Source organism: Streptomyces sp. NPDC017246, from assembly GCF_044331325.1.
Taxonomy (GTDB): domain Bacteria; phylum Actinomycetota; class Actinomycetes; order Streptomycetales; family Streptomycetaceae; genus Streptomyces.
The window spans coordinates 143,367-167,439 of record NZ_JBIRMW010000014.1 but is presented as its reverse complement, the minus strand read 5'-3'; the positions used below and the strand labels follow the sequence as shown (position 1 = coordinate 167,439).

The 24,073-nt window shown below is 70.0% G+C and carries 24 protein-coding genes and 1 riboswitch; of the genes, 13 read left to right on the top strand and 11 right to left on the bottom strand.

Translation table 11 applies throughout. The features are described 5' to 3' along the window. Positions 1-13: 13 nt before the first annotated feature. Complete coding sequence (locus ACH4MY_RS28800) at positions 14-2,395, bottom strand: chitinase C-terminal domain-containing protein (RefSeq protein WP_398006648.1); 2,382 nt, start codon at positions 2,393-2,395, stop codon at positions 14-16. Between the two features lie 242 nt (positions 2,396-2,637). After that, positions 2,638-2,767: riboswitch (FMN riboswitch) on the top strand. Between the two features lie 172 nt (positions 2,768-2,939). On the opposite strand from ACH4MY_RS28800, the gene ribD reads away from it, so the two are divergent. The 10 genes from ribD (at position 2,940) to ACH4MY_RS28750 (ending at position 11,638) form a co-directional block, all read left to right on the top strand. Further along, positions 2,940-4,019 (top strand): bifunctional diaminohydroxyphosphoribosylaminopyrimidine deaminase/5-amino-6-(5-phosphoribosylamino)uracil reductase RibD, encoded by a 1,080-nt coding sequence (gene ribD, locus ACH4MY_RS28795; RefSeq protein WP_398006647.1) that lies wholly within the window; start codon positions 2,940-2,942, stop codon positions 4,017-4,019. Positions 4,020-4,021: 2 nt separating this feature from the next. Further along, positions 4,022-4,630: a riboflavin synthase gene (locus ACH4MY_RS28790; RefSeq protein ID WP_398006646.1), complete on the top strand. Its 609-nt coding sequence runs from the start codon at positions 4,022-4,024 to the stop codon at positions 4,628-4,630. 44 nt (positions 4,631-4,674) lie between these two features. Further along, positions 4,675-5,268, top strand: coding sequence for a nicotinamide riboside transporter PnuC (locus ACH4MY_RS28785; protein WP_398006706.1), 594 nt, complete (start codon positions 4,675-4,677; stop codon positions 5,266-5,268). Further along, complete coding sequence (locus ACH4MY_RS28780) at positions 5,265-6,545, top strand: bifunctional 3,4-dihydroxy-2-butanone-4-phosphate synthase/GTP cyclohydrolase II (protein WP_398006645.1); 1,281 nt, start codon at positions 5,265-5,267, stop codon at positions 6,543-6,545. Before ACH4MY_RS28785 ends, ACH4MY_RS28780 begins: the two co-directional genes overlap by 4 nt. A 45-nt stretch (positions 6,546-6,590) precedes the next feature. Further along, complete coding sequence (gene ribH / locus ACH4MY_RS28775) at positions 6,591-7,076, top strand: 6,7-dimethyl-8-ribityllumazine synthase (protein WP_125665105.1); 486 nt, start codon at positions 6,591-6,593, stop codon at positions 7,074-7,076. 36 nt (positions 7,077-7,112) lie between these two features. Then, the gene (locus ACH4MY_RS28770) at positions 7,113-7,385 is read left to right on the top strand and encodes a phosphoribosyl-ATP diphosphatase (RefSeq protein ID WP_398006644.1); all 273 of its coding nucleotides are present in this window, start codon (positions 7,113-7,115) and stop codon (positions 7,383-7,385) included. 66 nt (positions 7,386-7,451) lie between these two features. Then, positions 7,452-8,300, top strand: a complete 849-nt coding sequence (gene hisG / locus ACH4MY_RS28765; RefSeq protein ID WP_398006643.1) for an ATP phosphoribosyltransferase — start codon at positions 7,452-7,454, stop codon at positions 8,298-8,300. Between the two features lie 41 nt (positions 8,301-8,341). Continuing rightward, positions 8,342-8,797: a PH domain-containing protein gene (locus ACH4MY_RS28760; protein ID WP_398006642.1), complete on the top strand. Its 456-nt coding sequence runs from the start codon at positions 8,342-8,344 to the stop codon at positions 8,795-8,797. Between the two features lie 319 nt (positions 8,798-9,116). Next, on the top strand, positions 9,117-10,583 hold the full coding sequence (locus tag ACH4MY_RS28755; RefSeq protein ID WP_398006641.1) for a hemolysin family protein: 1,467 nt from the start codon (positions 9,117-9,119) through the stop codon (positions 10,581-10,583). Beyond that, a complete protein-coding gene (locus tag ACH4MY_RS28750; RefSeq protein ID WP_398006640.1) occupies positions 10,580-11,638 on the top strand; it encodes a hemolysin family protein in 1,059 nt (352 codons plus the stop codon). Before ACH4MY_RS28755 ends, ACH4MY_RS28750 begins: the two co-directional genes overlap by 4 nt. A 108-nt stretch (positions 11,639-11,746) precedes the next feature. On the opposite strand, the gene ACH4MY_RS28745 is transcribed toward ACH4MY_RS28750, so the two are convergent. Together ACH4MY_RS28745 and ACH4MY_RS28740 are read right to left on the bottom strand one after the other, a co-directional pair. After that, positions 11,747-13,669 (bottom strand): AAA family ATPase, encoded by a 1,923-nt coding sequence (locus tag ACH4MY_RS28745; RefSeq protein WP_398006639.1) that lies wholly within the window; start codon positions 13,667-13,669, stop codon positions 11,747-11,749. A gap of 309 nt (positions 13,670-13,978) precedes the next feature. Then, entirely contained in the window at positions 13,979-14,608 is a 630-nt protein-coding gene (locus ACH4MY_RS28740) for a uridine kinase (protein WP_398006638.1), read from the bottom strand. Positions 14,609-14,792: 184 nt separating this feature from the next. Here ACH4MY_RS28740 and ACH4MY_RS28735 point away from each other — a divergent pair, with 184 nt between their 5' ends. Further along, entirely contained in the window at positions 14,793-16,202 is a 1,410-nt protein-coding gene (locus ACH4MY_RS28735; protein WP_398006637.1) for a peptidase C39 family protein, read from the top strand. Here the strand turns inward: ACH4MY_RS28735 and ACH4MY_RS28730 are convergent. From ACH4MY_RS28730 to ACH4MY_RS28720, 3 genes are all read right to left on the bottom strand, one after another. Next, complete coding sequence (locus tag ACH4MY_RS28730) at positions 16,150-17,283, bottom strand: tyrosine-type recombinase/integrase (RefSeq protein WP_398006636.1); 1,134 nt, start codon at positions 17,281-17,283, stop codon at positions 16,150-16,152. The two genes, ACH4MY_RS28735 and ACH4MY_RS28730, sit on opposite strands and share 53 nt — an antisense overlap. A 281-nt stretch (positions 17,284-17,564) precedes the next feature. Next, positions 17,565-17,915 carry a hypothetical protein gene (locus tag ACH4MY_RS28725; protein WP_398006635.1) on the bottom strand — a complete coding sequence of 117 codons (351 nt, stop codon included), beginning with the start codon at positions 17,913-17,915 and terminating at the stop codon, positions 17,565-17,567. A 14-nt stretch (positions 17,916-17,929) separates the two neighbouring features. Then, positions 17,930-18,199 carry a hypothetical protein gene (locus ACH4MY_RS28720; protein WP_398006634.1) on the bottom strand — a complete coding sequence of 90 codons (270 nt, stop codon included), beginning with the start codon at positions 18,197-18,199 and terminating at the stop codon, positions 17,930-17,932. Between the two features lie 56 nt (positions 18,200-18,255). Here ACH4MY_RS28720 and ACH4MY_RS28715 point away from each other — a divergent pair, with 56 nt between their 5' ends. Beyond that, positions 18,256-18,882: a DUF4240 domain-containing protein gene (locus ACH4MY_RS28715; RefSeq protein WP_398006633.1), complete on the top strand. Its 627-nt coding sequence runs from the start codon at positions 18,256-18,258 to the stop codon at positions 18,880-18,882. Here ACH4MY_RS28715 and ACH4MY_RS28710 read toward each other — a convergent pair. From ACH4MY_RS28710 to ACH4MY_RS28700, 3 genes are all read right to left on the bottom strand, one after another. Continuing rightward, positions 18,843-19,466 carry an SMI1/KNR4 family protein gene (locus ACH4MY_RS28710; protein WP_398006632.1) on the bottom strand — a complete coding sequence of 208 codons (624 nt, stop codon included), beginning with the start codon at positions 19,464-19,466 and terminating at the stop codon, positions 18,843-18,845. The two genes, ACH4MY_RS28715 and ACH4MY_RS28710, sit on opposite strands and share 40 nt — an antisense overlap. A gap of 207 nt (positions 19,467-19,673) precedes the next feature. Further along, positions 19,674-20,147, bottom strand: coding sequence for a DUF6228 family protein (locus ACH4MY_RS28705; protein WP_398006631.1), 474 nt, complete (start codon positions 20,145-20,147; stop codon positions 19,674-19,676). A gap of 33 nt (positions 20,148-20,180) precedes the next feature. Further along, a complete protein-coding gene (locus tag ACH4MY_RS28700) occupies positions 20,181-20,645 on the bottom strand; it encodes a DUF2199 domain-containing protein (protein ID WP_398006705.1) in 465 nt (154 codons plus the stop codon). Positions 20,646-21,090: 445 nt separating this feature from the next. Here ACH4MY_RS28700 and gltX point away from each other — a divergent pair, with 445 nt between their 5' ends. After that, positions 21,091-22,467, top strand: coding sequence for a glutamate--tRNA ligase (gltX, locus tag ACH4MY_RS28695; protein WP_398006704.1), 1,377 nt, complete (start codon positions 21,091-21,093; stop codon positions 22,465-22,467). A 7-nt stretch (positions 22,468-22,474) separates the two neighbouring features. Here gltX and ACH4MY_RS28690 read toward each other — a convergent pair whose 3' ends face one another. Further along, positions 22,475-23,461, bottom strand: a complete 987-nt coding sequence (locus ACH4MY_RS28690) for a glycosyltransferase (RefSeq protein ID WP_398006630.1) — start codon at positions 23,459-23,461, stop codon at positions 22,475-22,477. Then, positions 23,458-24,072, bottom strand: a complete 615-nt coding sequence (locus tag ACH4MY_RS28685; RefSeq protein WP_398006629.1) for an HD domain-containing protein — start codon at positions 24,070-24,072, stop codon at positions 23,458-23,460. The genes ACH4MY_RS28690 and ACH4MY_RS28685 overlap by 4 nt, the downstream gene beginning before the upstream one ends. Position 24,073: the final 1 nt, after the last annotated feature.

Here is a 24,073-nt window from a genome sequence, read left to right as displayed (position 1 = left end):
CAGCGGGGTGGGGTCAGCAGGGACCGAGGTCCTTCCAGACGCCCCACTCGCCGGTCGTGCCCGGCGCCTCGTTCTGGGTCCACCACTGGGCCTTGTACTTGCGGCCGTTGTGGGAGACCTCGTTGCCCGCGTTGTAGACGTTGCCGGCCACGTACGCCGCGACCGTGCCGCAGCCCGTGGGCGGCGTCGTCGGAGGCGTGGTCGGGGGAGTCGTCGGCGGGGTCGTCGGCGGGGTGGTGGGAGGCGTGGTCGGCGGAGTGGTCGGCGGGGTCGTCGTGCCCGGCTCCACCACCGTCGTGCCGCGCGCCAGGTCACCGGCGAGGGCGTACGTCGTGCCGTTGATGTTCACCGTCCAGTTGGAGGGCGTGGACACCGGCAGGTAGTAGTTGAACGCCAGGTCGACGGACGCGCCCGGGGCCAGCGACTGCCAGGCCGGGAGCTTCAGGGAGACGCGGTGGAAGTCGCCCTTCAGGCCGCCCACGTTGCTGCCCGTGTGGTCGCTGCTGATGACCTTCGTGCCGAATCCCGACTGGTCGGAGGCGTTGCTCGGGGCCGAGGTGCCGTAGTCGAACTGGAACTCGGTGCCGCCCGGCAGGGCCGTCGCCGTGTTGTTGGTGATCTTGATCTTCGGGGTGATCGGGTAGTTCGAGTCGCCCAGCTTGAACTCGGTGAACTGGGTGTCGATCTTCACGGCCTGGGTCGGCAGCGCCTTGTTCGACTTCTTCGCGCCGTACGGCGTGGCCGCCTTGAACTTGTCGTACATCAGCGAGGTGAGCGTGGAGCCCATCTCGTACTGGCCCTTGGTGGCGTTCCAGCCGTAGTCGCCGGCCATCTCCCAGATCATGGTGCCGCCGATGCCGCGGTCGACCACGTAGTCGGACTTGGCGGCGATGGACTGCTCGTCCTCGGTGGAGAGGAAGACCTTCTTCTGCGCGTTCCACAGCCACGGCGCGACGAGGGTCGCGTCGTACTTGCGGACGTAGGTGCCGGTGAGGGTGGTGTTCGCCGGGAAGCCGTACTGCGTGACGTAGTCGCCGACGATCCCCTTCTCGAGGTTCTTGGCGTGCCACATCGGGTTGGAGCCCGCGGGGGACTCGACACCGTTGGTGTCCTTGTCGTGCCACAGGTTGTCGATGCCGACCGCGCCGTCACCGCACTTGGTCAGACCGGCGCCGGCCGGGCAGGTGGTCGCGGAGGCCTTGCCCCACAGACCGTCCGTGCCGCCCTGCACGTTCTTGTGACCGCGGGTGTAGTAGGGCAGGCCGATGTTGATCCGGCCGGCCGGCATGGAGCCGCGGAAGTAGTGGTACGCCCAGTCGGTGTTGAGGTACCCGATGTTGCCGTACTGCGCCGAGCCGTAGACGTTGGCGGCGGCGAGTTCGCCGTCCTTGCCGTCGTCGAAGAGGGAGGCGTTGGGCCCGACGTACTCGTTCCAGGCGCCGTGCAGGTCGTAGGACATGATGTTGACGTAGTCCAGGTACTTCTGCATCTGGAACGTCTCCATGCCCCGCAGCAGGTAGCCGGAGGAGGGAGCGGCGACGGTCAGCAGGTAGTGCTTGCCGTCGGCGGCGCCGGCCACGTCCAGCTTCTCGCGCAGGGACTTCATGAGCGCGTCGTAGCTCTTGACCAGACCCGCGCGGCGGGCGTTGGCGATCTGCCAGTCGAGCGGGTTTCCGGCGTCCTTCATGGTCGTCGGGTACTCGTAGTCGATGTCGACGCCGTTGAACCCGTACTTCCGGATGAAGTCGACGGACGACGCGGCGAAGGTGTCGATCCCGGCCTGGTTGACCGAACCGTCGGCGTTGGTGGCCATCGAGTAGAAGCCGCCGGAGTTGACCCGGTCACCGTTGTCCGCGAAGTAGCCACCGGTCTCGGCCCAGCCGCCGACCGAGATGAGCGTCTTGACGTTCGGGTGCTGCTTCTTGAACTTGTTGAGCAGGTTGAAATGGCCCTTGTAGGAGAACGAGGGGTCCATCTCGGCGCCGGCGACACCGGGCCAGGTCATCCCGGTGGCCGCGTTGTTCGGGCCGTCCGTGCCGACGGAGAGCTTGTTGTCCCCGCCGATGTGGCCGAAGGCGTAGTTGATGTGGGTGATCTTCTCCCACGGGATGTCCTTGGCCAGGTACGCGGGCTGGCCGTTCTTGCCGTCGCGCCAGCCGGTGAAGTAGCCGATGATCCGGCGCTGGTGGTCCGCGCCCATCTTCTCGCGGCCCTGGGTGTCGTAGACGGAGCAGTACGGGACGTCGACGCCCGGGGTCTTGTAGAGCCCGTCGGGGCGACAGGACTCGTTGTCGGCCGCGTACGAGACGCCGCCGGAGAGCGAACTGAGCAGCAGTCCGGCGACGGCGGCGCCGGAGGAGAGCAGCGAGGCTCTTTTCGCGGTGGGGGACAACACGATCGTTTCCTCCTGGGGAGGTGGAAATACACAACGAACAAGGGGGTGGGTCGTGTTGGGCCCGTGGAGTGCGCACGCCGCCGGGCCGTTCCTAGGAGGTGACACGGAGATTAAGAGGACTAGACCAGTGCGTCAATAGGTCTGGACCAAAGAAGAGTTCTATGGGAACCTGTGAGCCAGACCACAGGAACTCGGCCACATCGCCTCGCGCGGCTCGTGGCACACTGGCCCTGTATCAGCAGCAGCGCACTCCGGGGTCGGTGTAATTCCGAACCGGCGGTATAGTCCGCGACCCGTCCGCAGCCAGCGGCCGGTTGACCAGGTGAAATTCCTGGACCGACGGTGAAAGTCCGGATGGGAGGCAGTGCGCGGCGGGCGACCCCTGTCAGGGGTGTGCCGGCCGTACGTCCGCTGGTCGCCGTATCGACATCGATCGGCGTACCCGGAGGACGCGGCCTCGGCGCACCCTGCGAGAGGCGTCGTTTCGCTCTCTGTCGTCATCGACAGGCCCCGGAGTCCGTGCCCGAAGAGGCAGGAGGACCCGGTGGCCCAGCAGGCCGACATCACCGCCATGCGACGCGCCGTCGAGCTCGCCGCACGCGGTCTCGGCGCCACCAGCCCCAACCCGGTCGTCGGGTGCGTCGTCACCGACGCCTCGGGCCACCCGGTCGGCGAAGGCTTCCACCGGCGCGCCGGCGGCCCGCACGCCGAGGTCCACGCCCTGCGCGAGGCCGGCGTCCTCGCCCGCGGCGGCACCGCCTACGTCACCCTCGAACCCTGCGACCACACCGGCCGCACCGGCCCCTGCGCCCAGGCCCTGATCGAGGCCGGCGTCAGCCGCGTCGTGTACGCCGTCGGCGACCCGAACCCGCAGGCCACCGGCGGTGCCGACACCCTGCGCGCCGCGGGCGTCGAGGTCGGGCAGGGCCTCCTGGAGGACGAGGCCGAGGCGGTCAACATCGCCTGGCTCACCTCCGTACGCCGCGGCCGCCCCTTCGTCCGCTGGAAGTACGGCGCCACCCTCGACGGCCGGATCGCCGCCGCCGACGGCACCTCCCGCTGGATCACCTCCGCCGAGTCCCGCGCCGACGTCCACCGGCTGCGCGCCGAGGCCGACGCCGTCGTGGTCGGTTCCGGCACCGCCCGCACCGACGACCCCCATCTGGCCGTACGCGGCGTGGAGGGGGCCGTGCAGCCGCTGCGGGTCGTCGTCGACACCGAGGCGACCGCCGTGAAGCCGGGAGCCCGGGTCCTCGACGACGCGGCCCCGACCCTGATCGCGATCGCCGAGGACGCCGCGGCCCCGATCGGCGACGCCGACGTCGTACGCCTGCCCAGGGCCGAGCGCGGCCTGTCCGTGGCCGCCCTCCTGGACGCCCTCCACGCGCGCGGCGTCCGCTCCGTCCTCCTCGAAGGCGGCCCCACCCTCGCGGGCGCCTTCGTCGCCGCGGGAGCCGTCGACCAGGTCGTCGGCTACCTCGCCCCCGTCCTCCTCGGCGCGGGCCCGAACGCCCTCGCCGGCGCGGGAATCGACACCATCACCGAAGCGTTGCGGCTCGACATCACCGAGACCGTCCGCATCGGATCCGACCTCCGCATCACCGCCACCCTCAAGGGAGCCTGACCGTGTTCACCGGAATCGTCGAAGAACTGGGCGAAGTCGTCGCCGTCGAGCAGCTGGAGGACGCCTCCCGCTTCCGACTGCGCGGCCCCCTGGTCACGGAAGGCGCCCAGCACGGCGATTCCATCGCCGTCAACGGTGTCTGTCTCACGGTCGTCGAGTTCGGCGACGGCGAGTTCACCGCCGACGTCATGGCCGAGACCCTCAAGCGGTCCAGCCTCGGCGCCCTCGAAACCGGCTCCCGCGTCAACCTGGAGCGGCCCATGGCCGTCGGCGGCCGCCTCGGCGGTCACATCGTCCAGGGCCATGTGGACGGCACCGGCACGATCCTGGAGCGGACCCCGTCCGAGCACTGGGAACTCGTCAAGGTCGGCCTGCCGGCGCACCTCTCCCGGTACGTCGTCGAGAAGGGCTCGATCACGGTCGACGGCGTCAGCCTCACCGTCGTCGAGGTCAGCGACGACTGGTTCACCATCAGCCTCATCCCCACCACCCTCGACCTGACGACGCTCGGCATCAAGCGGTCCGGCGACCCGGTCAACCTCGAAGTGGACGTCATCGCCAAGTACGTCGAGCGGCTGCTCGGCCCGAACGCCAAGGAGAGCGACAAGTGAGCTGGCTCAACTCCGAGGCGTTCAGCGCCTTCGGTCAGCACATCATGTGGTCCGACATGATCGGCAACACGATCGGACTCATAGCCCTCGCGCTCGGCTGGCGCCGCTCCATCCTCACCTGGCCCGCCCAGCTGCTCTCCGGCCTGATCCTCGTCGGCGCCTACGCCTCCGCCCATCTCTCCGGCGGCGTCGGCAAGCAGCTCCTGGTCATCGGCGTCGCCGCCTGGGGCTGGTGGCAGTGGAACCGGGGCCGGCAGCAGGCCCAGGACGGCACCATCGCGGTCCGCTTCGCCACCTGGAAGGAGCGCGGCCTGCTCCTCGCCGGCGCCGCCCTCGGCACCCTCGCGGTCGGCGGCCTCTTCACCCTCTACCCGTCGCTCTCCTGGAGCCCGTGGGCCGACGCGTACATCTTCGTCGGCACCCTCGTCGCGATGATCGCCCAGGCCCGCGGCCTGGTCGAGTTCTGGTTCGCCTGGCTGCTCGTCGACCTCGTCGGCGTGCCGCTCGCCTTCAACAGCGGCCTCGCCTTCTCCGGCCTGGTCTACGTCATCTACTTCGCCCTCGTCATCTGGGGCATGCGCGACTGGTGGCTCCGGACGCGTACGACCTCCGCCGCTCTGGAAGGAGCCCACGCATGAGCGCCGCCCTTCCCCCCTGGGACACCACCGACCTCGCCCTCGACCCCGTCGAGCAGGCCATCCGCGACATCGCCGCCGGCCGGCCCGTCGTCGTCGTCGACGACGAGGACCGCGAGAACGAGGGCGACCTCGTCATCGCCGCCGAGAAGGCCACCCCCGAGGTCGTCGCCTTCATGATGAGCGAGTGCCGCGGCCTGATCTGCGCCCCGATGGAGGGCGAGGAGCTGGAGCGCCTCGAACTCCCGCAGATGGTCGAGCACAACACCGAGTCGATGCGCACGGCCTTCACCGTCTCCGTCGACGCGTCCCCCGCGCACGGCGTCACCACCGGCATCTCCGCCGCCGACCGCGCCACCACCCTGCGGATGCTCGCGAGCGGCAGCCACGAGCCCTCCGACTTCGTGCGGCCCGGCCACATCTTCCCGCTGCGCGCCAAGCCCGGCGGCGTCCTCGCCCGCAACGGCCACACCGAGGCCGCGGTCGACCTCGCCCGCCTCGCGGGCCTTCGCCCGGCCGGCGCGATCGTCGAGATCGCCGGCGAGGACGGCGTCATGCTGCGCCTGCCCGAGCTGGTCCCCTTCGCCCGCAAGCACGGCCTCACGATCATCTCGATCGAGGACCTCATCGCGTACCGCCGCTCCGCCGAGCCGACGGTCCGCCGCGAGGCCGAGGTCCAGCTGCCCACCGCACACGGCGACTTCACCGCGTACGGCTACCGCTCCACCGTGGACGGCGTCGAGCACGTCGCCCTCGTCCACGGCGAGATCGGCGACGGCGAGGACGTCCTGGTCCGGGTCCACTCCGAGTGCCTGACCGGCGACATCTTCCACTCGCTGCGCTGCGACTGCGGCCCCCAGCTCCAGGCCTCCATGGACCGGATCACCGAGGCGGGCCGCGGCGTCGTCGTCTACCTCCGGGGCCACGAGGGCCGGGGCATCGGACTGCTGTCCAAGCTCCGCGCGTACGAGCTGCAGGAGCGCGGCCGCGACACCCTCGACGCCAACCTGGAACTCGGACTCCCCGCCGACGCCCGCGACTACGCGGCCGGCGCGCAGATCCTCACCGACCTCGGCGTCCGCAGCCTGCGCCTGATGACCAACAACCCCGACAAGATCGACGCCCTGACCCGGCACGGCCTCACGGTCGAGGGCCGTGAGCCCATGCCGGTCACGGCCGGCGAGCACAACCTCCGGTACCTGACCACCAAGCGGGACCGGATGGGCCACGACCTGCCCTGGCTGGACGGCTCTCCGGCCTCCACCTGCGGCAACCAGTAGTACCCGGCTTCCGCCACCTTTCGTACGTACGGTTCAAGGAGAGACATGAGCGGCAAGGGCGCACCCGTCCTCAGCGTGAAGAACTGCGGCGACCTCCGGGTCGCGGTCATCGCGGCCCAGTGGCACGAGAAGATCATGGACGGTCTCGTCGACGGCGCCCTGCGCGCCCTGAGCGAGCTCGGCATCGACGAGCCGACCCTCCTGCGCGTCCCCGGCAGCTTCGAGCTCCCGGTCGTGGCGAAGGTCCTCGCCGGGCGCGGCTACGATGCCATCGTGGCGCTCGGTGTCGTCATCCGCGGCGGAACGCCGCACTTCGAGTACGTGTGCCAGGGCGTCACCCACGGCCTCACCCAGGTCTCGATCGACACCGGCGTACCCGTCGGATTCGGCGTCCTCACCGTCGACACCGAGGAGCAGGCCCTCGACCGGGCCGGCCTCGAAGGCTCCAGCGAGGACAAGGGCCATGAGGCCGTCACCGCCGCCGTCGCCACCGCGACCACGCTGCGCACGGTCAGCGAACCCTGGCGCTAGGTACGCGACCCTCACCCCGTACTCTTAGGAACCATCATGGCGAAAAAAACCTTCGAAGAGCTCTTCGCCGAGCTCAAGCTCAAGGCCGAGACCGGCGACCCGACCACCTCCCGCACCGCGGAGCTGGTGGACAAGGGCGTCCATGCCATCGGCAAGAAGGTCGTCGAAGAGGCCGCCGAGGTCTGGATGGCCGCCGAGTACGAGGGCAAGGAAGCCGCCGCCGAGGAGATCTCGCAGCTGCTGTACCACGTCCAGGTGATGATGGTCGCCCGCGGGATCTCGCTCGACGACGTCTACGCCCACCTCTGAGCACGGCCTCTTCCGCGTACCCAGAACCAGACTCCCCACCACTCCCAGGCAAAGGAAGCTCACCCCATGCTGCGCATCGCCGTTCCCAACAAGGGTTCCCTCTCCGGACCTGCGTCGGCAATGCTCCATGAGGCCGGCTACCGCCAGCGCAAGGAGTCCAAGGAGCTCGTGGTCATCGACCCCGACAACGAGGTCGAGTTCTTCTACCTGCGCCCGAAGGACATCGCGATCTACGTCGCCTCCGGGAAGCTGGACATCGGCATCACCGGCCGTGACCTGCTCCTGGACTCCGGCGCCAGCGCCGAGGAGATCCTCCCGCTGAACTTCGGCCGCTCCACCTTCCGGTACGCCACGCGTCCGGGCACCGCGAACGGCCCCGAGGACTTCGGCGGCATGACGATCGCCACCTCCTACGAGGGCATCGTCGCCAAGCACCTCGCCGACCAGGGCATCGACGCCTCCGTCGTGCACCTCGACGGCGCCGTCGAGACCGCGATCCAGCTGGGCGTCGCCCAGGTCATCGCGGACGTCGTGGAGACCGGCACCAGCCTCCGCAACGCCGGTCTGGAGGTCATCGGCGAGCCGATCCTCACCTCGGAGGCCGTCGTGATCCGCCGCCACGGCGTCACGGACGACAACGCGCAGGCCCAGCAGTTCCTCCGCCGCCTCCAGGGCGTCCTCGTCGCCCGTTCGTACGTGATGATGGACTACGACTGCCGTGCCGAGCACCTGGAGCAGGCCGTCGCCCTCACCCCGGGCCTGGAGTCGCCGACCGTCTCCCCGCTGCACAACGAGGGCTGGGTCGCGGTCCGCGCGATGGTCCCCGCCAAGGAGGCGCAGCGGATCATGGACGACCTGTACGAGATCGGCGCGCGCGCCATCCTCACCACCGCCATCCACGCCTGCCGCCTCTGACGGCACGGACCGTCCGCACCGAAGGCCCCGAGGAACCCCCGATGTCACACCCCCAGACGCCGGACCTGCCGGTCACCTTCCGTCCCGGGCGCACCCGTGCCGTCCTGGTCGCGATGAGTGTCGCGATCTTCGTCGTCATCGCCGCCGTCGCGGTGATGCTGGAGCGGCTCGGGCCGGGGGAGCGGGCCAGCTTCTTCTTCACCGCCGCGCTGCTCTCCGGGGGCCTGCTGCTGCTGAGCCGGCCCAAGGTCGTCGCCGACGACGAGGGCGTCACGGTCGTCAACATCACCCGGACCAGGCGGCTGGCCTGGGCCGAGGTCCTCAAGGTCAATCTGCGCCCCGGCGACCCGTGGGTCTTCCTCGACCTGAGCGACGGCACCAGCCTGCCCGTGCTCGGCATCCAGCCCGGCATCGCCAAGGAGTCGGCCATCCGGGACGCCCGCGCGCTGCGGGCCCTGGCCGACAGCCACGGCACGGGCGCCGAGCAGCCGTCCTGACGAACGGGCGGTCCGACGCACGGGCTTCCCGGCGATGGCGGGCCGGCGGTCCGGCGGTCCGGCGTGCGGGCGGTCCGGCCTCCGGGTCGGGACCCGGGTGAACCCGGATCCGTCCCCCATCCGTGGCCGACCCCCTGCCCCTCGGGCCCTTCGCGTGACTACTCTTGAGACGGTGGTGCCGAGCGGCACCACCGCCTCGCGTGTGCAGGGCCGCAGCCGCGGCCCGCGAGGCCACCCTTCGACCCGAGGAGTGACTCCCTCCAGCAATGGACGGATCGTCCGGTAGTACCTGCGCCGCCCCCTCCCCGGAGGCGGCGGCATGATCGTCTCCCTGCTGCTGCTCGCAGCGGCCTTCGTCCTCATCCTCGCCAACGGCTTCTTCGTGGCCGCCGAGTTCGGTCTCGTGACCGTCGAGCGCGCCGAGGCCGAGCGCGCCGCGGCCGCCGGCGACCGGCGCGCCCGCACCGTCGTCACCGCCCTGCGCGAGCTGTCCTTCCAGCTCTCCGGCACCCAGCTCGGCATCACGCTCACCTCCCTCGTCGTCGGCATGCTCGCCGAGCCCGCGCTCGCCGGACTGCTCGACGGACCGCTCACCGCGACCGGACTGCCCGAAGGGGCCGTCTCGGGAATCTCGGTGGTGGTCGGGATGCTGCTCGCCTCCGCCGTCCAGATGGTCGTCGGCGAGCTCGTACCGAAGAACTGGGCGGTCTCCCGTCCGCTGCAGGTGGCCCGCTTCGTGGCCACCCCGCAGCGCCGTTTCTCCGCCCTGTTCCGGCCGGTGATCTCCCTGCTCAACCGGGTCGCGAACCGGCTCGTACGGCTCCTGGGCGTCGAGCCCACCGAGGAGCTCGACTCGGTCCGCACCCCCGGCGAGCTGGTCTCCCTGGCCCGCCATTCCGCCCTGGCCGGCACCCTCGAACAGGACACCGCCGACCTCTTCGTACGGACCCTGTCCCTCGGCGGCCTCACCGCCGAGCAGGTCATGACCCCGCGCGTGAAGGTGAGCGCCCTCCAGTGGGACGCCACCGCGGCCGATGTCCTCAACCTCACCCGGGCCACCGGCCTCTCGCGCTTCCCGGTCTACCGCGACCGCATCGACGAGATCGTCGGCATGGTCCACCTCAAGGACGCGCTCGCCGTCGCCCCGCACGCCCGGCTGCGCACCCCCGTCGGCCGGATCGCGGTCCCCCCGCTGCTCGTGCCGGAGACGCTGCCCGCCCAGACCCTTCTGGAGCGGCTGCGCCGGGAGCAGCCGATCGCGGTGGTCGTCGACGAGTACGGCGGCACGGCCGGGGTCGTCACCCTGGAGGACATCGTCGAGGAGCTCGTCGGCGAGGTCCGCGACGAGCACGACACCGTGGCCGACGGCCGCCCCGAACTGGCCGCCGCTCCCGCCGAGGACGGCCGGCCCGCCTGGGAGGCCGACGGCTCCTGCCGGGTCCACACCCTGCGCCGGATAGGCCTCGACGTGCCCGACGGGCCGTACGAGACCGTGGCCGGGCTCGTCGCCGATCTCCTCGGGCGCATCCCCGCCCCGGGCGACCGCGCCGACCTCCCCGGCTGGCGGCTCTCCGTGCGTCAGGTCGACCGGTACCGCGCCGAGCGCGTCCGGATCGTACGGACGGACCCGACGACGGATCCGGACACGGACCTGGCACCAGCACTGGATGCGGACCTGGCGGCGTTTCCGGCGCCGCACCCGGCGTCCGGCCCGGCATCGGTCCCGGCCGCGGACCCGGTACCCGGCCCGGCCGGCGTGCCGGTGGGGGCGGAGGCGGCCCGATGAGCACCCTTCCGCTTCTCTTCGCCGTCCTGCTCGTGCTGGCCAACGGCTTCTTCGTCGGCGCCGAGTTCGCGCTCGTCTCCGTCCGCCGCAGCCAGATCGAACCCCTCGGCGGGGCCCGTGCCAAGCAGGTCCTGCACGGTCTCGAGAACCTGCCGCAGATGATGGCCGCCGCCCAGTTCGGCATCACCGTCTGCTCCCTGACGCTCGGCGCAGTCGCCGAGCCCACCGTCGCCCGTCTCCTCGAACCCGTCTTCCACACGGTCGGGGTCCCGGAGGGGCTCATCCACCCGCTCGGCTATGTCATCGCCCTCGCCGCGGTCGTCTTCCTCCACCTCGTCATCGGCGAGATGGTCCCGAAGAACCTGGCGATGGCCGCGCCCGAGCGCACCGCGCTCTGGCTCGCCCCCGGCCTGGTCGGCTTCGCCCGGGTCTGCCGTCCGGTGACGGCCGCGCTCGGCGCCTGCGCCCGGCTGGTCCTGCGGGCGTTCAAGGTCGAGCCGAAGGACGAGGTGGAGGCGGTCTTCACCAGCGCCCAGCTCGGCCGGCTCGTCGAGGACGCGGGCCAGGCGGGACTCCTCGATCCGGCCGAGCAGGAGCGTCTCGAGGACGCCCTGGAACTGGGCACCCGCCCGGTGACGGACGTCCTCATCGCCCCGGCCTCCCTGGTCACGGTCCCGCCGACGGTCACCCCGCGCGAGATCGAGGAGCTGACCGTACGCACCGGGTACTCGCGCTTCCCGGTCCGTGCCGAGACGGGCGCCGCCTTCATGGGCTTCGTGCACGTGAAGGACGTCCTCGACCTGGACGAGCGGGAACGGGCGGTGCCGCAGCGGCTGTGGCGGCCGATGGCGACGGTCCGCGCCGAACTGCCCCTCGACGACGCCCTCACCGTGATGCGCCGCGCCGCCACCCATCTGGCGCAGGTCGCGGACGGCTCGGGCCGGGTCCTCGGCCTGGTCGCCCTGGAGGACGTCCTGGAGACGCTGGTGGGCGAGGTCCGTGACCCGGCGCACCGGGTCAGGACCGTACCGGCCTCGTCCACGGTGCCGGTCTAGGGCAGGTCCTGCCGATCGCCGCCGGCCCGGCCCGATCGGCAGGACCTGGGGCCTGTCGTCGAATTCCCGTCTGCCCTGCGGGCGACGACGGGAATGTGACGACAGACCCTAGTACCCCGGGGGCTCCTGCTGGGGGCCGCGGTCGATCGGACCGCGGCCCGACAGGACCTCGCCGTACGCCTGCATGAGGTCGGCGAGCCGGAGGGTCGCGAGATCGTCCCTGGTCGGGGTGGAGGCGTATCCGGAGAGACGCAGGTCCCGGTAGGCGCAGGACTTCTCGTACAGGGTGCGCAGGAAGCGTCCGTTGCCCAGCTCGTCGATCCAGCCCTGTTCGACGACGTGCCCGCTGATCGAGCGCAGCTCCTCGCGGGCCTCGTCGTCCCAGTTGTCGCCGTTGGCCGCCGCGAGGACCTCGCCTATGGCGGTGAGTTCCAGCGGCCGGTACGAGGGGAAGTCGACCCGGGTGGTGAAGCGCGAGGACAGGCCGGGGTTGGTGTTGAGGAGCCGGTCCATGCCCTCGGGGTAGCCGGCCAGGATGACCACGAGATGGTCGCGGTTGTCCTCGGCCCGTTTGAGGAGCACCTGGAGGGCCTCGTCCCCGTAGGCATCGCCCTTGCTGTAGCCGGTGTTGGAGAGTGCGTAGGCCTCGTCGACGAAGAGCACCCCGCCGACCGCCGAGTCGATCAGCTCATTGGCCTTGACCGCGGTCTGCCCGAGGAACTCGCCCACCAGATCGGCCCGCTGGGCCTCCACGAGATGGTCGCCGCCGAGCAGCCCGAGGGCGTAGAAGACCCGGCCGAGGATGCGGGCGACCGTGGTCTTCCCGGTGCCTGAGGGGCCGGAGAAGACGAAGTGGCGTTTGGGCGGCTGGACCGGCAGGCCCTGTCCGGCGCGCAGCCGCGCCATCTCCAGCTGCGCCGACAACGCCTTGACCTGGCGCTTCACCGGCTCCAGACCGACCATGCCCTCCAGCTCGGCGAGCGCCTCCGCGAGCAGCACCGGGTCGGTGGGGCCCGCCGGGAAGCGCGGGGGCACCGGCTGGGACGGCAGCGAGGCCTTCTGCCGTACGGTCTCCGGCGGGGTGACCGGTGCCGCCGGCGGTACGGGCTCGGGGGCGAGCCGCGGTCCGTCGCCCAGCGGCCCACCGGTGTCGGGTTCGGCTCCCGGCGCCGTGTCCACCGTGTCCTGGCCGAGCCCTCCGCCGAGGGTGCCGAGGGCGACCGTCGCGAGCCCGGCGGGGTCGTCGATGCCGTCGTACCCCTCGAAGCCGTCGTACTCGGCGATCGCCGCGAGCCGGGCGGCGGTGTCCATGAACGTGGGGTCGATCCGGTGCACAGCCCGGTAGAGGGGCAGGGCGGCGGCGCTGCGCCCGGTGCCCTCGTGGGCGCGGGCCAGCCAGTAGCGGAGCTCCTTGCGCTGGGGCTGCTCGCTGCGGCAGCGCATCAGCGAGGCCGACAGCAGCGGCTCGGCCTGCCCGTACATCTCCAGGCGCACCCGGGCCATGCCGCCGAAGAGCCCGGCCTCGATCCCCAGCAGCGGGTCGTCGACGAGGGTCTCGGTGAGCCGGACCAGCTGGTCCCAGTCCTTGACGAGATAGGCGCGACAGGCGTGCAGAAAGCGCACCTGGGGGTCGGTGTCGACCGGCGGGAGCCCCGCGAGGGCCCGGTCGAGCTCGGCCACGTGGCGCCCGTCGAGCCAGTGGGAGGCGTGCGCGAGCAGCAGATCGCGCGGGCTCTCCAGCACCGGCTGCACCCACCAGCCCAGCCAGTACCAGGAGTTCAGGGTGCGCCGGTACCGGGCCCGCTGTTCGCCGAAGCGGTCGCGGTTGCGGTACATGCGCAGCAGCGCGGTCGTGGTGTCGACCCGGAGCGCGTGCAGCCCGAGCCAGGCGTCCGCCATCCCGGGGTCGATCCGTACCGCCGTCCGGAACTCGTCCTCCGCCTGCGGATAGGCGCCCATCGTGTAGGCGTCGACTCCGCGCAGCCAGGCGAGCTCGGCCGGGGCCTGCGCGCCCTGCGTGCCGATGTCCATCGGGTCCCCCACAACCGTCTTCGCATGGACGGGATTTGACCGCACCTGGGGGCATCGTACCTGCGCAGGGGGTGCGCGATTAAGGAGAAGCGTATGATCCGCAAGCAGTGACCCTGGGTGAGCGTCAAGGGCTGCGAAGGGCCCCGGAGGGGGGCGTAAGGGGCAGAACGAAGCCCCCGATCACGGGGGAACAACCGGGGGCTTCGCGTCTGCGGCGGCTCCGAAAAGCCGCACATTCAGAACGTAAGACCTGTACGCCCCTTGGGTCAAGCGGAGTTGAAGCACTTGCGGAAGCGGACTTTCGGGCCCTCAGTTCACGGACATGAAGCCGTCACGGTGTGTGATGATCTGGTGCGCGCCCGCTGTCACACCGGGCCCGGGAAGCCAGTCGTACCCCTCCGGACACTCCCGTACCAGGGTGTCGGCGAAGGGCCGGGAGGGGTCCTCGGTGAAATGGCGAGTCTCCGCCACGGTCCAGCCGTCCCAGAAGGAAGCCTGGTCCGGACCGTCCCGGTGCCGGCCCCGCTCCCATGACTCCCCCCGGCCGCGCTCCATCCACAGCAGCCACGCCAGGAACGGCCGTACCACCTGCCGGCCCGCGCCGACGCCCTCGACGAGGACGACCGGGGCCGGGGGTAGCGCGCGTGCCTCGCCGAAGCGCCGCAGCCGCCAGTCGTACGGGCGGTAGGACGCGGTCTCGCCCCGCGAGAGCGGATCGAGGACCTGCTCGCGCAGCCGGCCGGTCCACTCGAAGAGCTCCTCGTGCGTGGCGAGGTCGTCGAGGTGGAGGACGGGGGCGTCGCCGAGGGCGGTCGAGAGGCGGGCCGCGAGGGTGGACTTGCCCGAGCCCGCGTGGCCGTCGACCGCGATCAGCCGGACCGGTCCGCAGGAGGGCGGCAGCCGGAGCAGCGCGTGAGCCGCGCGGTCGAGGTCGTTCATGGGCCCAGAGTAGGGGAGCGGAGGACCGTCGCAGGTCAGGGAGGTACCGCCGTCAGTGGTCGAGACCAATATTGGTGCGGCGACGCGGGGCGAAGTGCTGGCGGACGCCCGTCGGAAGCCGCGATAGTGGGGCCCGCGCAGCCCCGTCCGTACGCCCACCGTTCTCGACTGGGGGTCACCGCCCATGACCAGCTCCACCCCACGCAGAACCGTCCTCGCCGCGGCCCTCGCGGCCGCCGGAACGGCCGCCGCCGCCGCTCCCGCCACGGCCGCCGCCCCTCCCCGCACCGCCGGCCTCCCTCCGTCCGCCTCCGGCGGCCCGGCCCCCGGGGACGGAGCCGGACGGGGCCACGCCCCCGCGCCCGGGCTCGTCGACAACCGCTTCTGGTCCTCCTACACGGACTGGAGGTGCGGGAGCGCGGCCGGTACGAAGGCGGTCGCCGGGTACCGCCCCGGCCTCGTCCTCGCCGCCCCGGCCGGCCGGACCGACTACACGGACCCGCACACCGGGCGGACCTCCGCCTGGGAGTACGCGAGCTGGACCTCGCCGGAGCACACCCCGACCGTGTCCGCCACCGAGGTCATCGCCTCCTGGAACGCCCACACCCCGCCCGGCACCTGGATCCAGGTCGAGCTGTCCGGCACGTACACCGACACCACCGCCACCCCCTGGTACGTCCTGGGCCGCTGGGCCTCCGGCGACGAGGACATCAAGCGCACCTCGGTCGACGACCAGACCGACGGCAAGAGCACCGTCTGGACCGACACCTTCGCGATCGACGACACGGCGAGCGGCCTGCGACTGGCCTCGTACCGGCTCCGGCTCACCCTCCACCGCGCCCCGGGGAGCGGGCTCACGCCCACGGTGTGGCGCCTCGGCGCGATGGCCTCCGACATCCCGGACCGCTTCACGGTCCCGGCCGCCGCGCCGGACCTCGCCCGCGAGCTGCCCGTACCCCGCTACTCGCAGAACACCCACGTCGGGCAGTACCCCGAGTACGACAACGGCGGCGAGGCCTGGTGCAGCCCCACCTCCTCCCAGATGATCGTCGAGTACTGGGGGCGCCGCCCGTCGACGGACGACCTGTCCTGGGTGAACCCGGAGTTCGCCGACCCCCAGGTCTGCCACGCGGCCCGCCACACCTACGACCACCAGTACGAGGGCTGCGGCAACTGGCCCTTCAACGCCGCCTACGCGGCCACCTACCCCGACATGAACGCCGTGGTCACCCGACTCCGCTCGCTCACCGAACTGGAGAGCCTCATCCGCGCCGGCATCCCGGCCATAACGTCCCAGTCCTTCCTCAGGGAGGAGCTCACCGGGGCCGGGTACGGCACCTCGGGCCACCTCATGACGGTCATCGGCTTCACGGCGGAAGGCGACATCATCGCCAACGACCCCGCCTCACCCGACAACGAGGCCGTACGCCGGATCTACCGGCGCCGCGAATGGGAGAACATCTGGCTGCGGACGAAGCGCTACGACGCAAACGGCAAGGTCAGAAGCGGTACGGGCGGCGTCTGCTACCTCTACTGGCCGGTCAAGTCAGCACCAAGTCAGCACCGCGCACTGCGGTCGCTCGGCCTGGTGTGAGCATGTGCGGCCCCACGGCCGTCTCGACCACCTGACGGCAGCGCTCCTGGCCGTCCTGAGTGAGGTGGCCGTACCGGTCCACCGTGACCTTGATCGAACGATGTCCGAGCCAGCGAGACACCTCGTGAATGGACACTCCGTTGGTCAGGCCCACGGTGGTCCATTTATGCCGTAGGTCGTGCGGGTTGTATGCGGGAAGGTCGAGCCGCTTGATGGCGCGGTCCCACGACTTGCGCAGAAGATCGGGATACGGCATTCCGCCGCTCGCATTGCGGATCGGAAGCCGGTCGATGAACGGCTCAAGGGAAGCAGGCACGGGTATGTCGCGCCATTCGCCTTCTTTCCGGTGCTTCAAGGGGGCGTATTTCGGCGTGTACTTTCCGGAGGCGTCTTTGTAGCGAATCACCTGCCGCCGGATTCGCAGGGTGCCGTCACGCATGTCCTCCGGGAAGACTCCCAGAGATTCCCCTATACGAAGTCCGCAACACGTCATGAGCCATACCGCCGGAGACAGCCGAGGTCCGATCTCCTTGGCGATGGCGGTTATCTCGTCGAAACTGGGAAGCTTCCTGTCGTCGACAGGAATGACGGGGTTCTCCAGCTTCTCGGCCTGCGTCATGGGATTCACGGGAATCCGCCTGTGGCGCACAGCGTGGGAGAACAGCGCCGATAGGGCTATGTGCCGGGATTCGATGGTGTTGAGAGCCGCCCCGTCCCGGCGCCAACGTGCGTACAGACCCTCGATGTCCGCTGCGGTGACCTGCGAGATCATCTTGCTCCCCAGGTGGGGGACCACGTGGAGGCGGACGATACGCTCGTACGACTCAAGGGTGCCGGCGGAAGCGGTCTTCTTCGCGAGCCAGTCGTCCGCGTACCGCCGGAGCGACACCTTGCCGGCGTCGGGGTCGACGTAGATGTTCTCGCGCTTGTCACCCTCCATCTTGGTGGCGAAGTCGACCGCGTCCTTCTTCCGGGCGAACGACTTCTCCCGCTGACGCCCGGTGCGCCCGCCCGGCTCCCTGTAGCGCACGGTCCACCGCTTGCCGGACACGGCAGAACCGTTGTCGATGATTTGAGCCAACCTGTTCACCCATCTCTACTCACACGCCCCTTGGTCGTGTTTTTCGGTGTGGGTGGTGTTGTAGTCGATGTTTCCGGCCGCGCCAAATGCCTGGGCACGTGAAGATTTGACGACCCGTGTCTCCGCGGTCCGTAGGCGCGCGATGCTGCCCACGCGCCGGCGCCCTTCAACCGCTCGGAAGTCGTCCGGGCATGGCCCGCCGAGATCGAGGCGAGGTTCCTGCATGCGTTCTAACCGAGCTGGACGGGTAATGTTTGATGCGGTCCGGCCCGGTACCTCAGTCAATCCGAGGATTGTGGCCCCTGCGCCGCTTCGCGCTCGGCCGCGAACTCGTCGAGGAGCTCGAACAGGACCCTGATCGCACGCTGCTCGTCCTCAGGCGGAAGGTTCCAGACGTCGTCCCAGCCGTCCGGGAAGGTGATGTGGAGGACTTGGCCAGGCCAGGCGTGGCTGCAGTCACGTCCCCGACGGGCGATGAGCCAGTCGTGCCAGCCGGTGAGCCCGTGGCCACCGTGCCGCAGCGCATGCTGGTCATAGCCGGTCAGGAACGCGGTCAGCATGTGGAAGGAGGGCTTGCCGACGAACATGCCGGGACGTTGGCCGACGCTGGCGAAGTACTCGCGCTCGGTCATCTCCGCGAGGGGTCTCATGAGTCTGACCCCTCGTGATCATCGGTGTCGTCGTCCGGAGCTGGACGAAGCCTGCGGCGGGCCGCGTCCAGACGTTCGGTGTAGTCCGTCGCGAAGATCCCGGGCAGCGACTTGTCGAGTGTTCCGGCGATGCGATGAAGGGGCGCCCAGACCGCAGCATCGTCGACGAGACGGCTGAGGTCCGTCATCTGCACCTGCTCCAGCCAGTCTGGCAGGACCAGCGCCTCATCCGGGGTGAGCTTGATGATGATCTCCGGATTCTCCACCGCTCGAACATAGTCCGTGGACCGGTGTTGTCAGAGGCGCCTGGCACAGTGCCGCCGTGGACATCGATTCATTCTGGGCGCTCATCGAAGAGTGCCGGCGGCAGGCTCGGGGACAGGACGAACGGCTTGCGTGGCTGCGTGGCGAACTGTCGCGAAGGTCGCAGGCAGAGGTCGTGCAGTTCCAGGTGCGCTTGGACGAGGTGACGCACGAAGCGTTCACGTGGGACCTGTGGGCAGCCGCGGACCGGATCTTCGGCGGCTGGTGTTCGGACGACGGGTTCTGCTATTTCGGCCTGTGGATGGTGAGTCTCGGCCGGGAATCGTTCTCCCAAGCGGTGGTAAACCCCGATGCCCTGGCCGACACTCCGGAGGTCCAGCGCCTGGTGGGCCGTCCGCGGGAGATGTGGGACGACGACTGGCCGGATTGGGAGTCGCTCGACTATGTCGCCATGGAGGCGTACGGGATCCTGACCGGCGTCGACGACGAGTGCGGCGAAGCGTTCTACGAGGCCGTCGACGCCGAGCAGAGCGACGAAGAGGGAAGCTCCGGGCCGCTTGGTGAGCGGTGGGACGTGCGCTGCGAGGACGAGGCAGCGCGCAGACTGCCGAGACTGAGCACGATGTTTCCCCTGCGATCACTCACTCAGAAGGGCAGCTCGTCGGCTTCGGGGAGCGGGGAGTAACCGCATGCCCATTGCCCGGGGACGGTCGCGTAGATCGCCTCGAGGTCGGCGGCTGTCCTTCCCCGAACGTGCAGCCAGCTGTGGTCACCCTGCCCGTCCAACCGCAGGAGCTTTCCAGGTGCAGAGAACCAGCGCACGGGTGCCTCCTCGACCCCTGTCCACATCGGGTAGTCAGGCAGCTCGGCGTGCGTGAACAGCCGCAGTATCTCATGGATCAGCTCCGCGGGCAGCTCACACGCGTTGTAGAGCCGGTCGTCGCTGAACAGCGTCTCGCTGAGGACAAGTTCGACCCAGGCGAGGGAGATCCGCTCCAGGAAGGGGATCCAGCCGTCCCGCGACTGCACGAACACCGGCGGATCGTCCTGATCGAGGTCTCGAAGACGAACACCCCAGAAGGCACATCCTTGGTTCTCGCTACGGAAGACCAGCACTCCTCCGAACTCGTCGTGCACGAAGAGCTCGGAGGGTGGCAGCAGCGGATCCTGGTTACCCGTGAGGTCGTGCCGTGTCGCACCGAGAAGCGAGTAGCCCTCGCGCAGCGCCACTGGCAAGAGGAACCCGAGGGCTGCCTCGGCCTGCTCCAACTCCGCTCCTTGGGTGCCGGAGTCGTCACCCAGCGGCGCCGACCAAGCTGCAGCGAAGTCTCGGACGAAGTCCCAGGCCTGCCGTCTGTCGCGTATCCCGCCACGCAGAGCCTGAGCTACGTCCAAAGAGCCGAACATGTTGCTGAACTCGCCTTCCTCGTCCTCGTGATCGCTGTTGTATTGCGTTTCAGGACGCAGACCCGGACGTCATTGACCTGGCGGTAGGACGGTGCGCTCCCCGGCGAGGAAGTGCCGGACATCGGATGCGAGGCATGACATCTGCTCGCCGGCCTCCAGCCACGTTGTGACCGAAGTGCTCCAGTCGCCCGCCGCGCTCCGCCAGGGGCGAACGGTCCAGGTCAGGCCGATGTGTCCGCCGGAGCGGAAGACGGCCGAGACGGCGAGGTCGCGGTCCATGGTGTGCCAGGTCCGTTCGCCATCCCAGCCCCGGTAGCCCGCTGCCAGCTCCTCCAGGAACGTGGTGAGGTCGTTGTCCCAGGTCCAGGCGACCACCTCGTTGACACGGGCGGTCAGACCGGGCGCCCAGGCTTCGACGGCGTAGTGGACGGAGTCCTGGTCGAAGCTGAACCGGTCGCAGAACGTCACGCCCACGGACGAGTTGTCCTGGCAGCGGATGGTCACGCAGGGCTTGCCGTCGATGTCGCCGTCCGGGGATGTCATGCACGGAACGCTAGGTCAGCGCTGCCTCGACCGTCATCCGGTTTCGTGGCCGGTGCCGTGCAACAGGGCTTCGGCGATTGCGCGGACGCGGTCGCGCGTGATGCCGGTGCGCTGTTCGACAGCGAGCGGGTGCTCGGTCGGTTCGAGTTCGACCAGGGGCCGCTCGCCGATTGGGCGGGTGTGGACGTTGGTCTTGAGGTTGATGGTGCTGGGGGCGTAGATCGGCAGCTCGGTGGTGAGCCAGCCGAAGTACGGCTGCTCCGACTCGCGCCCGGGCGTGTCCCACAGGTCGGCCGCCCGGGAGAAGTTCTCTCGGCTGAGGGAGACCCAGACACCCCAGGAGAAGACCTCGTCGCTGCCGATGACCGGTATTTCGATCAGACCCTTGACGAAGTAGTGCTGCGCCTTGATGACGCACTGGTCCGAGGAGAGCAGGCAGTCGGGGGCGTCGGCGAAACTCGGGTCCCAGACGTAGGGGGCGGCGGCGGAGTAGTTCATCGGCAGCTCGCCGTGGTGGCTGCCGCAGCACGTACAGGTGAATCCGAGATCGCTGGTCATGACGGGGAGCCTAGCTATGCACTCGGACAGTCACACTCTGCAGCCAAGACGCACGTCAGGGCGGCGCTGGCCAGCCGACCGCGGTGGGAAGCCACAGGGGCGCGAGGCGGAGGCGTTCATCACAGCGCGATGATCTCTTGATCACCTCGTGCTCTGGAATCAAGTGCCTCGCTGCTGTCACGTGGTGCGGTGAACGGCCCTGCGGCAAGGAATCGATGACTGATGTGGGAGGTGGAAGGAAGCGCAGGAATAGGAGGCGAGGAAGACTGGAAAACGACGGTGCGAGGTCAGGCGGGGTGGTCCAGAGGGGGTGGCCGGCGTCGGTACCCTGGAGCGCATGTCTACTGCTCCGGTTCGCGTTCGTTTCGCCCCGTCTCCGACCGGCATGTTCCATGTCGGTGGTGCACGGTCCGCTCTCTATAACTGGGCCGTGGCGCGACAGTCCGGCGGCACGTTCGTCCTGCGGATCGAGGACACCGACGCGGCTCGGAACAAGCCGGAGTGGATCGACGGGATCATCAACGCGCTCGCGGCGATCGGCATCCATGGCGAGGACGCGGCCTTCGAGGGCCCGTACTTCCAGTCGCACAACGCCGACCGGCACCGCGAGGCGGCCCAGCAGCTCTTCGCGGCCGGCCGGGCGTACTACTGCGACTGCACCCGGGAGCAGCTGAAGGAGCGCACCGGGTCGGACCATCTCGGGTACGACGGGTTCTGCCGGGAGCGGGGGCTGGCCTTCGAGGAGGGCCGGGCGCTGCGGTTCCGGACGCCGGATGAGGGCGAGACCGTCGTGGTCGACCTGATCCGCGGGGAGCCGGCGTTCCCGAACAGCGCCATCGAGGACTTCGTGATCGCCCGCGGTGACGGGTCCCCGGTCTTCCTGATCGCCAACGTGGTCGACGACCTGGACGAGGGCATCACGCAGGTCATCCGCGGCGAGGAGCACCTTTCGAACACGCCGAAGCAGCAGCTGCTGTGGGAGGCGCTCGGCGCCAAGCCGCCGGTGTGGGCGCACCTGCCGGTGATCGTGAACGAGAAGCGGCAGAAGCTGTCCAAGCGCCGTGACAAGGTCGCGCTGGAGGACTACCTCGCCGAAGGCTTCCTGCCCGAGGCGATGGTGAACTACCTCATGCTCCTGGGCTGGGGTCCCGGCGACGACCGGGAGATCATGCCGTACGAGGAGCTGGAGCAGCTCTTCCGGATCGAGGACGTCAACACGGCGCCGGCCTTCTTCGACGTGAAGAAGCTGACGGCGTTCAACGGCGACTACGTCCGCGCGCTCTCGCCGGAACAGTTCGTCAACGCCTGCGCGCCGTGGCTCGTCGCTCCGCACGCGCCGTGGGCCCCGGAGGCGTTCGACAAGGACGTGTTCGAGGTGGCGGCGGCGCTGGCTCAGACCCGGATCGCGCTGCTGTCGGAGATCACCGGCTACGTGGACTTCCTGTTCCTCGACGAGCCGGTCGAGGACGAGGCGTCGTGGAACAAGGCGATGAAGGCCGGCGCCGGAGACATCCTGTCCGATACCCGCGCAGAGTTCGCCACCGTCGCGAACTGGAAGGCGGACGACCTGAAGGCCGTCCTCCTCGCCGTCGGCGAGAAGCACGGCCTCAAGCTGGGCAAGGCCCAGGCGCCTATCCGGGTCGCGGTCACCGGCCGCACGATCGGACTCCCGCTGTTCGAGTCCATGGAGCTGCTCGGCCGGGACCGCGTGCTGGCCCGTCTGGACGCGGCGGCGAAGAAGCTGGCCGCCGCGCAGGCGTAGCCGCCGGTCAGGCGATCTTCGCGAGAAGGTCGCCCCAGGCGTTGCCGAAGTAGTTCAGATCGAAGCGGGCCAGGGCCTCGTACGGGGCCTTGGCCTCGGTCTGGCGTGCTGTTGCGCGTTCCCGGACCTGCGCAGGCAGTCGGCCGAGGTCCGGGGCTGGCTGGCCGGTCAGCGCGGCGAGGTCGCCCAGGCCGGCCACCGGGCGGATCAGACAGGGCAGGCCGAGCAGCAGCGCCTCGGCCGCGCAGCGGCTCCAACCCTCCCGCATCTGGGGGAGGAAGACGCCGACGTCGCACGCGCACAGCAGCCGCAAGTACCGCTCGCGCTCCACGTCGTAGTGGGCGCCGTCGAAGCCGATGGTGTTGCTGCCGCTGGTGATCACCCGCAGCCCGGGCGTGTCGGCCAGGGCCGCCGAGACCTTCTCGGTGCCCTTCCAGTGCACGGCCTTGCCCGCGTACACGCCGATCACGTCCGGCGACAGACCGAACTCTGCGCGGCACTCGGTCCGGTCGAAGCCGCGGGCCCGCTCGACCTCCGTCATGTCGAAGGCGTTGTAGATCACCCGGACGTTGCGGACGCCCCGGGCCTGGAGGAAGTCGGCCCAGTACGGGGCGACGCAGACCACGGCGGCGCACTGGGGTAACACGCGGAACAGGCGCTCCCAGAGCATGGCCTCGACCGGGGCGGAGTCGTGCTGCAGCGGCTCGTAGTGGTGCAGGAGGAACACCGTGCGGGCCCGCATCTCCGGCGTGAAGAGCAACAGGCTCAGGTCGTCCCACATGAAGGTGCCGGTGGTGCTGTCGAGCGTCCGGATGGTCGGGGCCAGGCGGGCGAGGTGGCGGAGCTTGCGCCAGCGGCGGACGCGGTAGGTGCGCTTGTGGTCCGGGATCGTGCGCCATTCCACGTCGTCGGCCGTCGCCTCATGGAGCATCCGCAGGTAGACCCGGCCACCGGTCCGACCGACCGGCTCCATCGAGTAGACGACCCGCTTCACGGACGTACCTCCTGTTGGTGTCGGACGTACTCGGTGTGGAGCAGTGCGCGCATGGCCGCCAGGTGGGGATTGAGGCCGCAGGCGGCGTCGGCGAGCGGGAGGTAGAAGTCCTTCAGGCTCTGGAGGAACCGCCGACGCCGGTCGATGTTGGGTGAGGCGGCGACATCGCGCAGGTTGTGGAGGCGGTCGGCGAGCCGGACGAGGAGGTCCTCGGACGGGAGCGCGGCCTGCTTGAAGCGCCAGCTGGACTCGTCGCCGGCGGCCTTGGGGCGCTGTTCGAGGCGGTGGTCGGCTGTCATCGCCCGCAGGCGGCAGGTGAAAGGGGCGCCGAGGTGTTGGACGAGCAGCGCCTCCGATTCGGGGGCCACCTCCAGGGCGTCGTGAAGGAGGGCGAGGAGCAGGGTCTCGGGGTGGCTGACCCTGATCTCGGTGCGCAAGAGCGTGACGACGGCCAGCGGGTGTTCCAGGTACGGGGTGCCCTGGTCGCGGGTGTGGCCGTCGTACACCGTGAGCGCGAGGGCGCCGACGACGCGCGCGCGGGACTGCTCGTCCCTGCCCCACGCGGCGGCGCCGAGCACGGTTAGGACGTGGTCCAGGTCGGTGGGGTTCATC

Coding starts and splice junctions, on each gene's coding strand:
- ACH4MY_RS28785 (WP_398006706.1), top strand. CDS start 4,675: ATGTGGTCCGACATGATCGGCAACACGATCGGACTCATAGCCCTCGCG.
- ACH4MY_RS28780 (WP_398006645.1), top strand. CDS start 5,265: ATGAGCGCCGCCCTTCCCCCCTGGGACACCACCGACCTCGCCCTCGAC.
- ribH (WP_125665105.1), top strand. CDS start 6,591: ATGAGCGGCAAGGGCGCACCCGTCCTCAGCGTGAAGAACTGCGGCGAC.
- ACH4MY_RS28770 (WP_398006644.1), top strand. CDS start 7,113: ATGGCGAAAAAAACCTTCGAAGAGCTCTTCGCCGAGCTCAAGCTCAAG.
- hisG (WP_398006643.1), top strand. CDS start 7,452: ATGCTGCGCATCGCCGTTCCCAACAAGGGTTCCCTCTCCGGACCTGCG.
- ACH4MY_RS28760 (WP_398006642.1), top strand. CDS start 8,342: ATGTCACACCCCCAGACGCCGGACCTGCCGGTCACCTTCCGTCCCGGG.
- ACH4MY_RS28755 (WP_398006641.1), top strand. CDS start 9,117: ATGATCGTCTCCCTGCTGCTGCTCGCAGCGGCCTTCGTCCTCATCCTC.
- ACH4MY_RS28750 (WP_398006640.1), top strand. CDS start 10,580: ATGAGCACCCTTCCGCTTCTCTTCGCCGTCCTGCTCGTGCTGGCCAAC.
- ACH4MY_RS28745 (WP_398006639.1), bottom strand. CDS start 13,669: ATGGACATCGGCACGCAGGGCGCGCAGGCCCCGGCCGAGCTCGCCTGG.
- ACH4MY_RS28740 (WP_398006638.1), bottom strand. CDS start 14,608: ATGAACGACCTCGACCGCGCGGCTCACGCGCTGCTCCGGCTGCCGCCC.
- ACH4MY_RS28735 (WP_398006637.1), top strand. CDS start 14,793: ATGACCAGCTCCACCCCACGCAGAACCGTCCTCGCCGCGGCCCTCGCG.
- ACH4MY_RS28725 (WP_398006635.1), bottom strand. CDS start 17,915: ATGACCGAGCGCGAGTACTTCGCCAGCGTCGGCCAACGTCCCGGCATG.
- ACH4MY_RS28705 (WP_398006631.1), bottom strand. CDS start 20,147: ATGACATCCCCGGACGGCGACATCGACGGCAAGCCCTGCGTGACCATC.
- ACH4MY_RS28700 (WP_398006705.1), bottom strand. CDS start 20,645: ATGAACTACTCCGCCGCCGCCCCCTACGTCTGGGACCCGAGTTTCGCC.
- gltX (WP_398006704.1), top strand. CDS start 21,091: ATGTTCCATGTCGGTGGTGCACGGTCCGCTCTCTATAACTGGGCCGTG.
- ACH4MY_RS28685 (WP_398006629.1), bottom strand. CDS start 24,072: ATGAACCCCACCGACCTGGACCACGTCCTAACCGTGCTCGGCGCCGCC.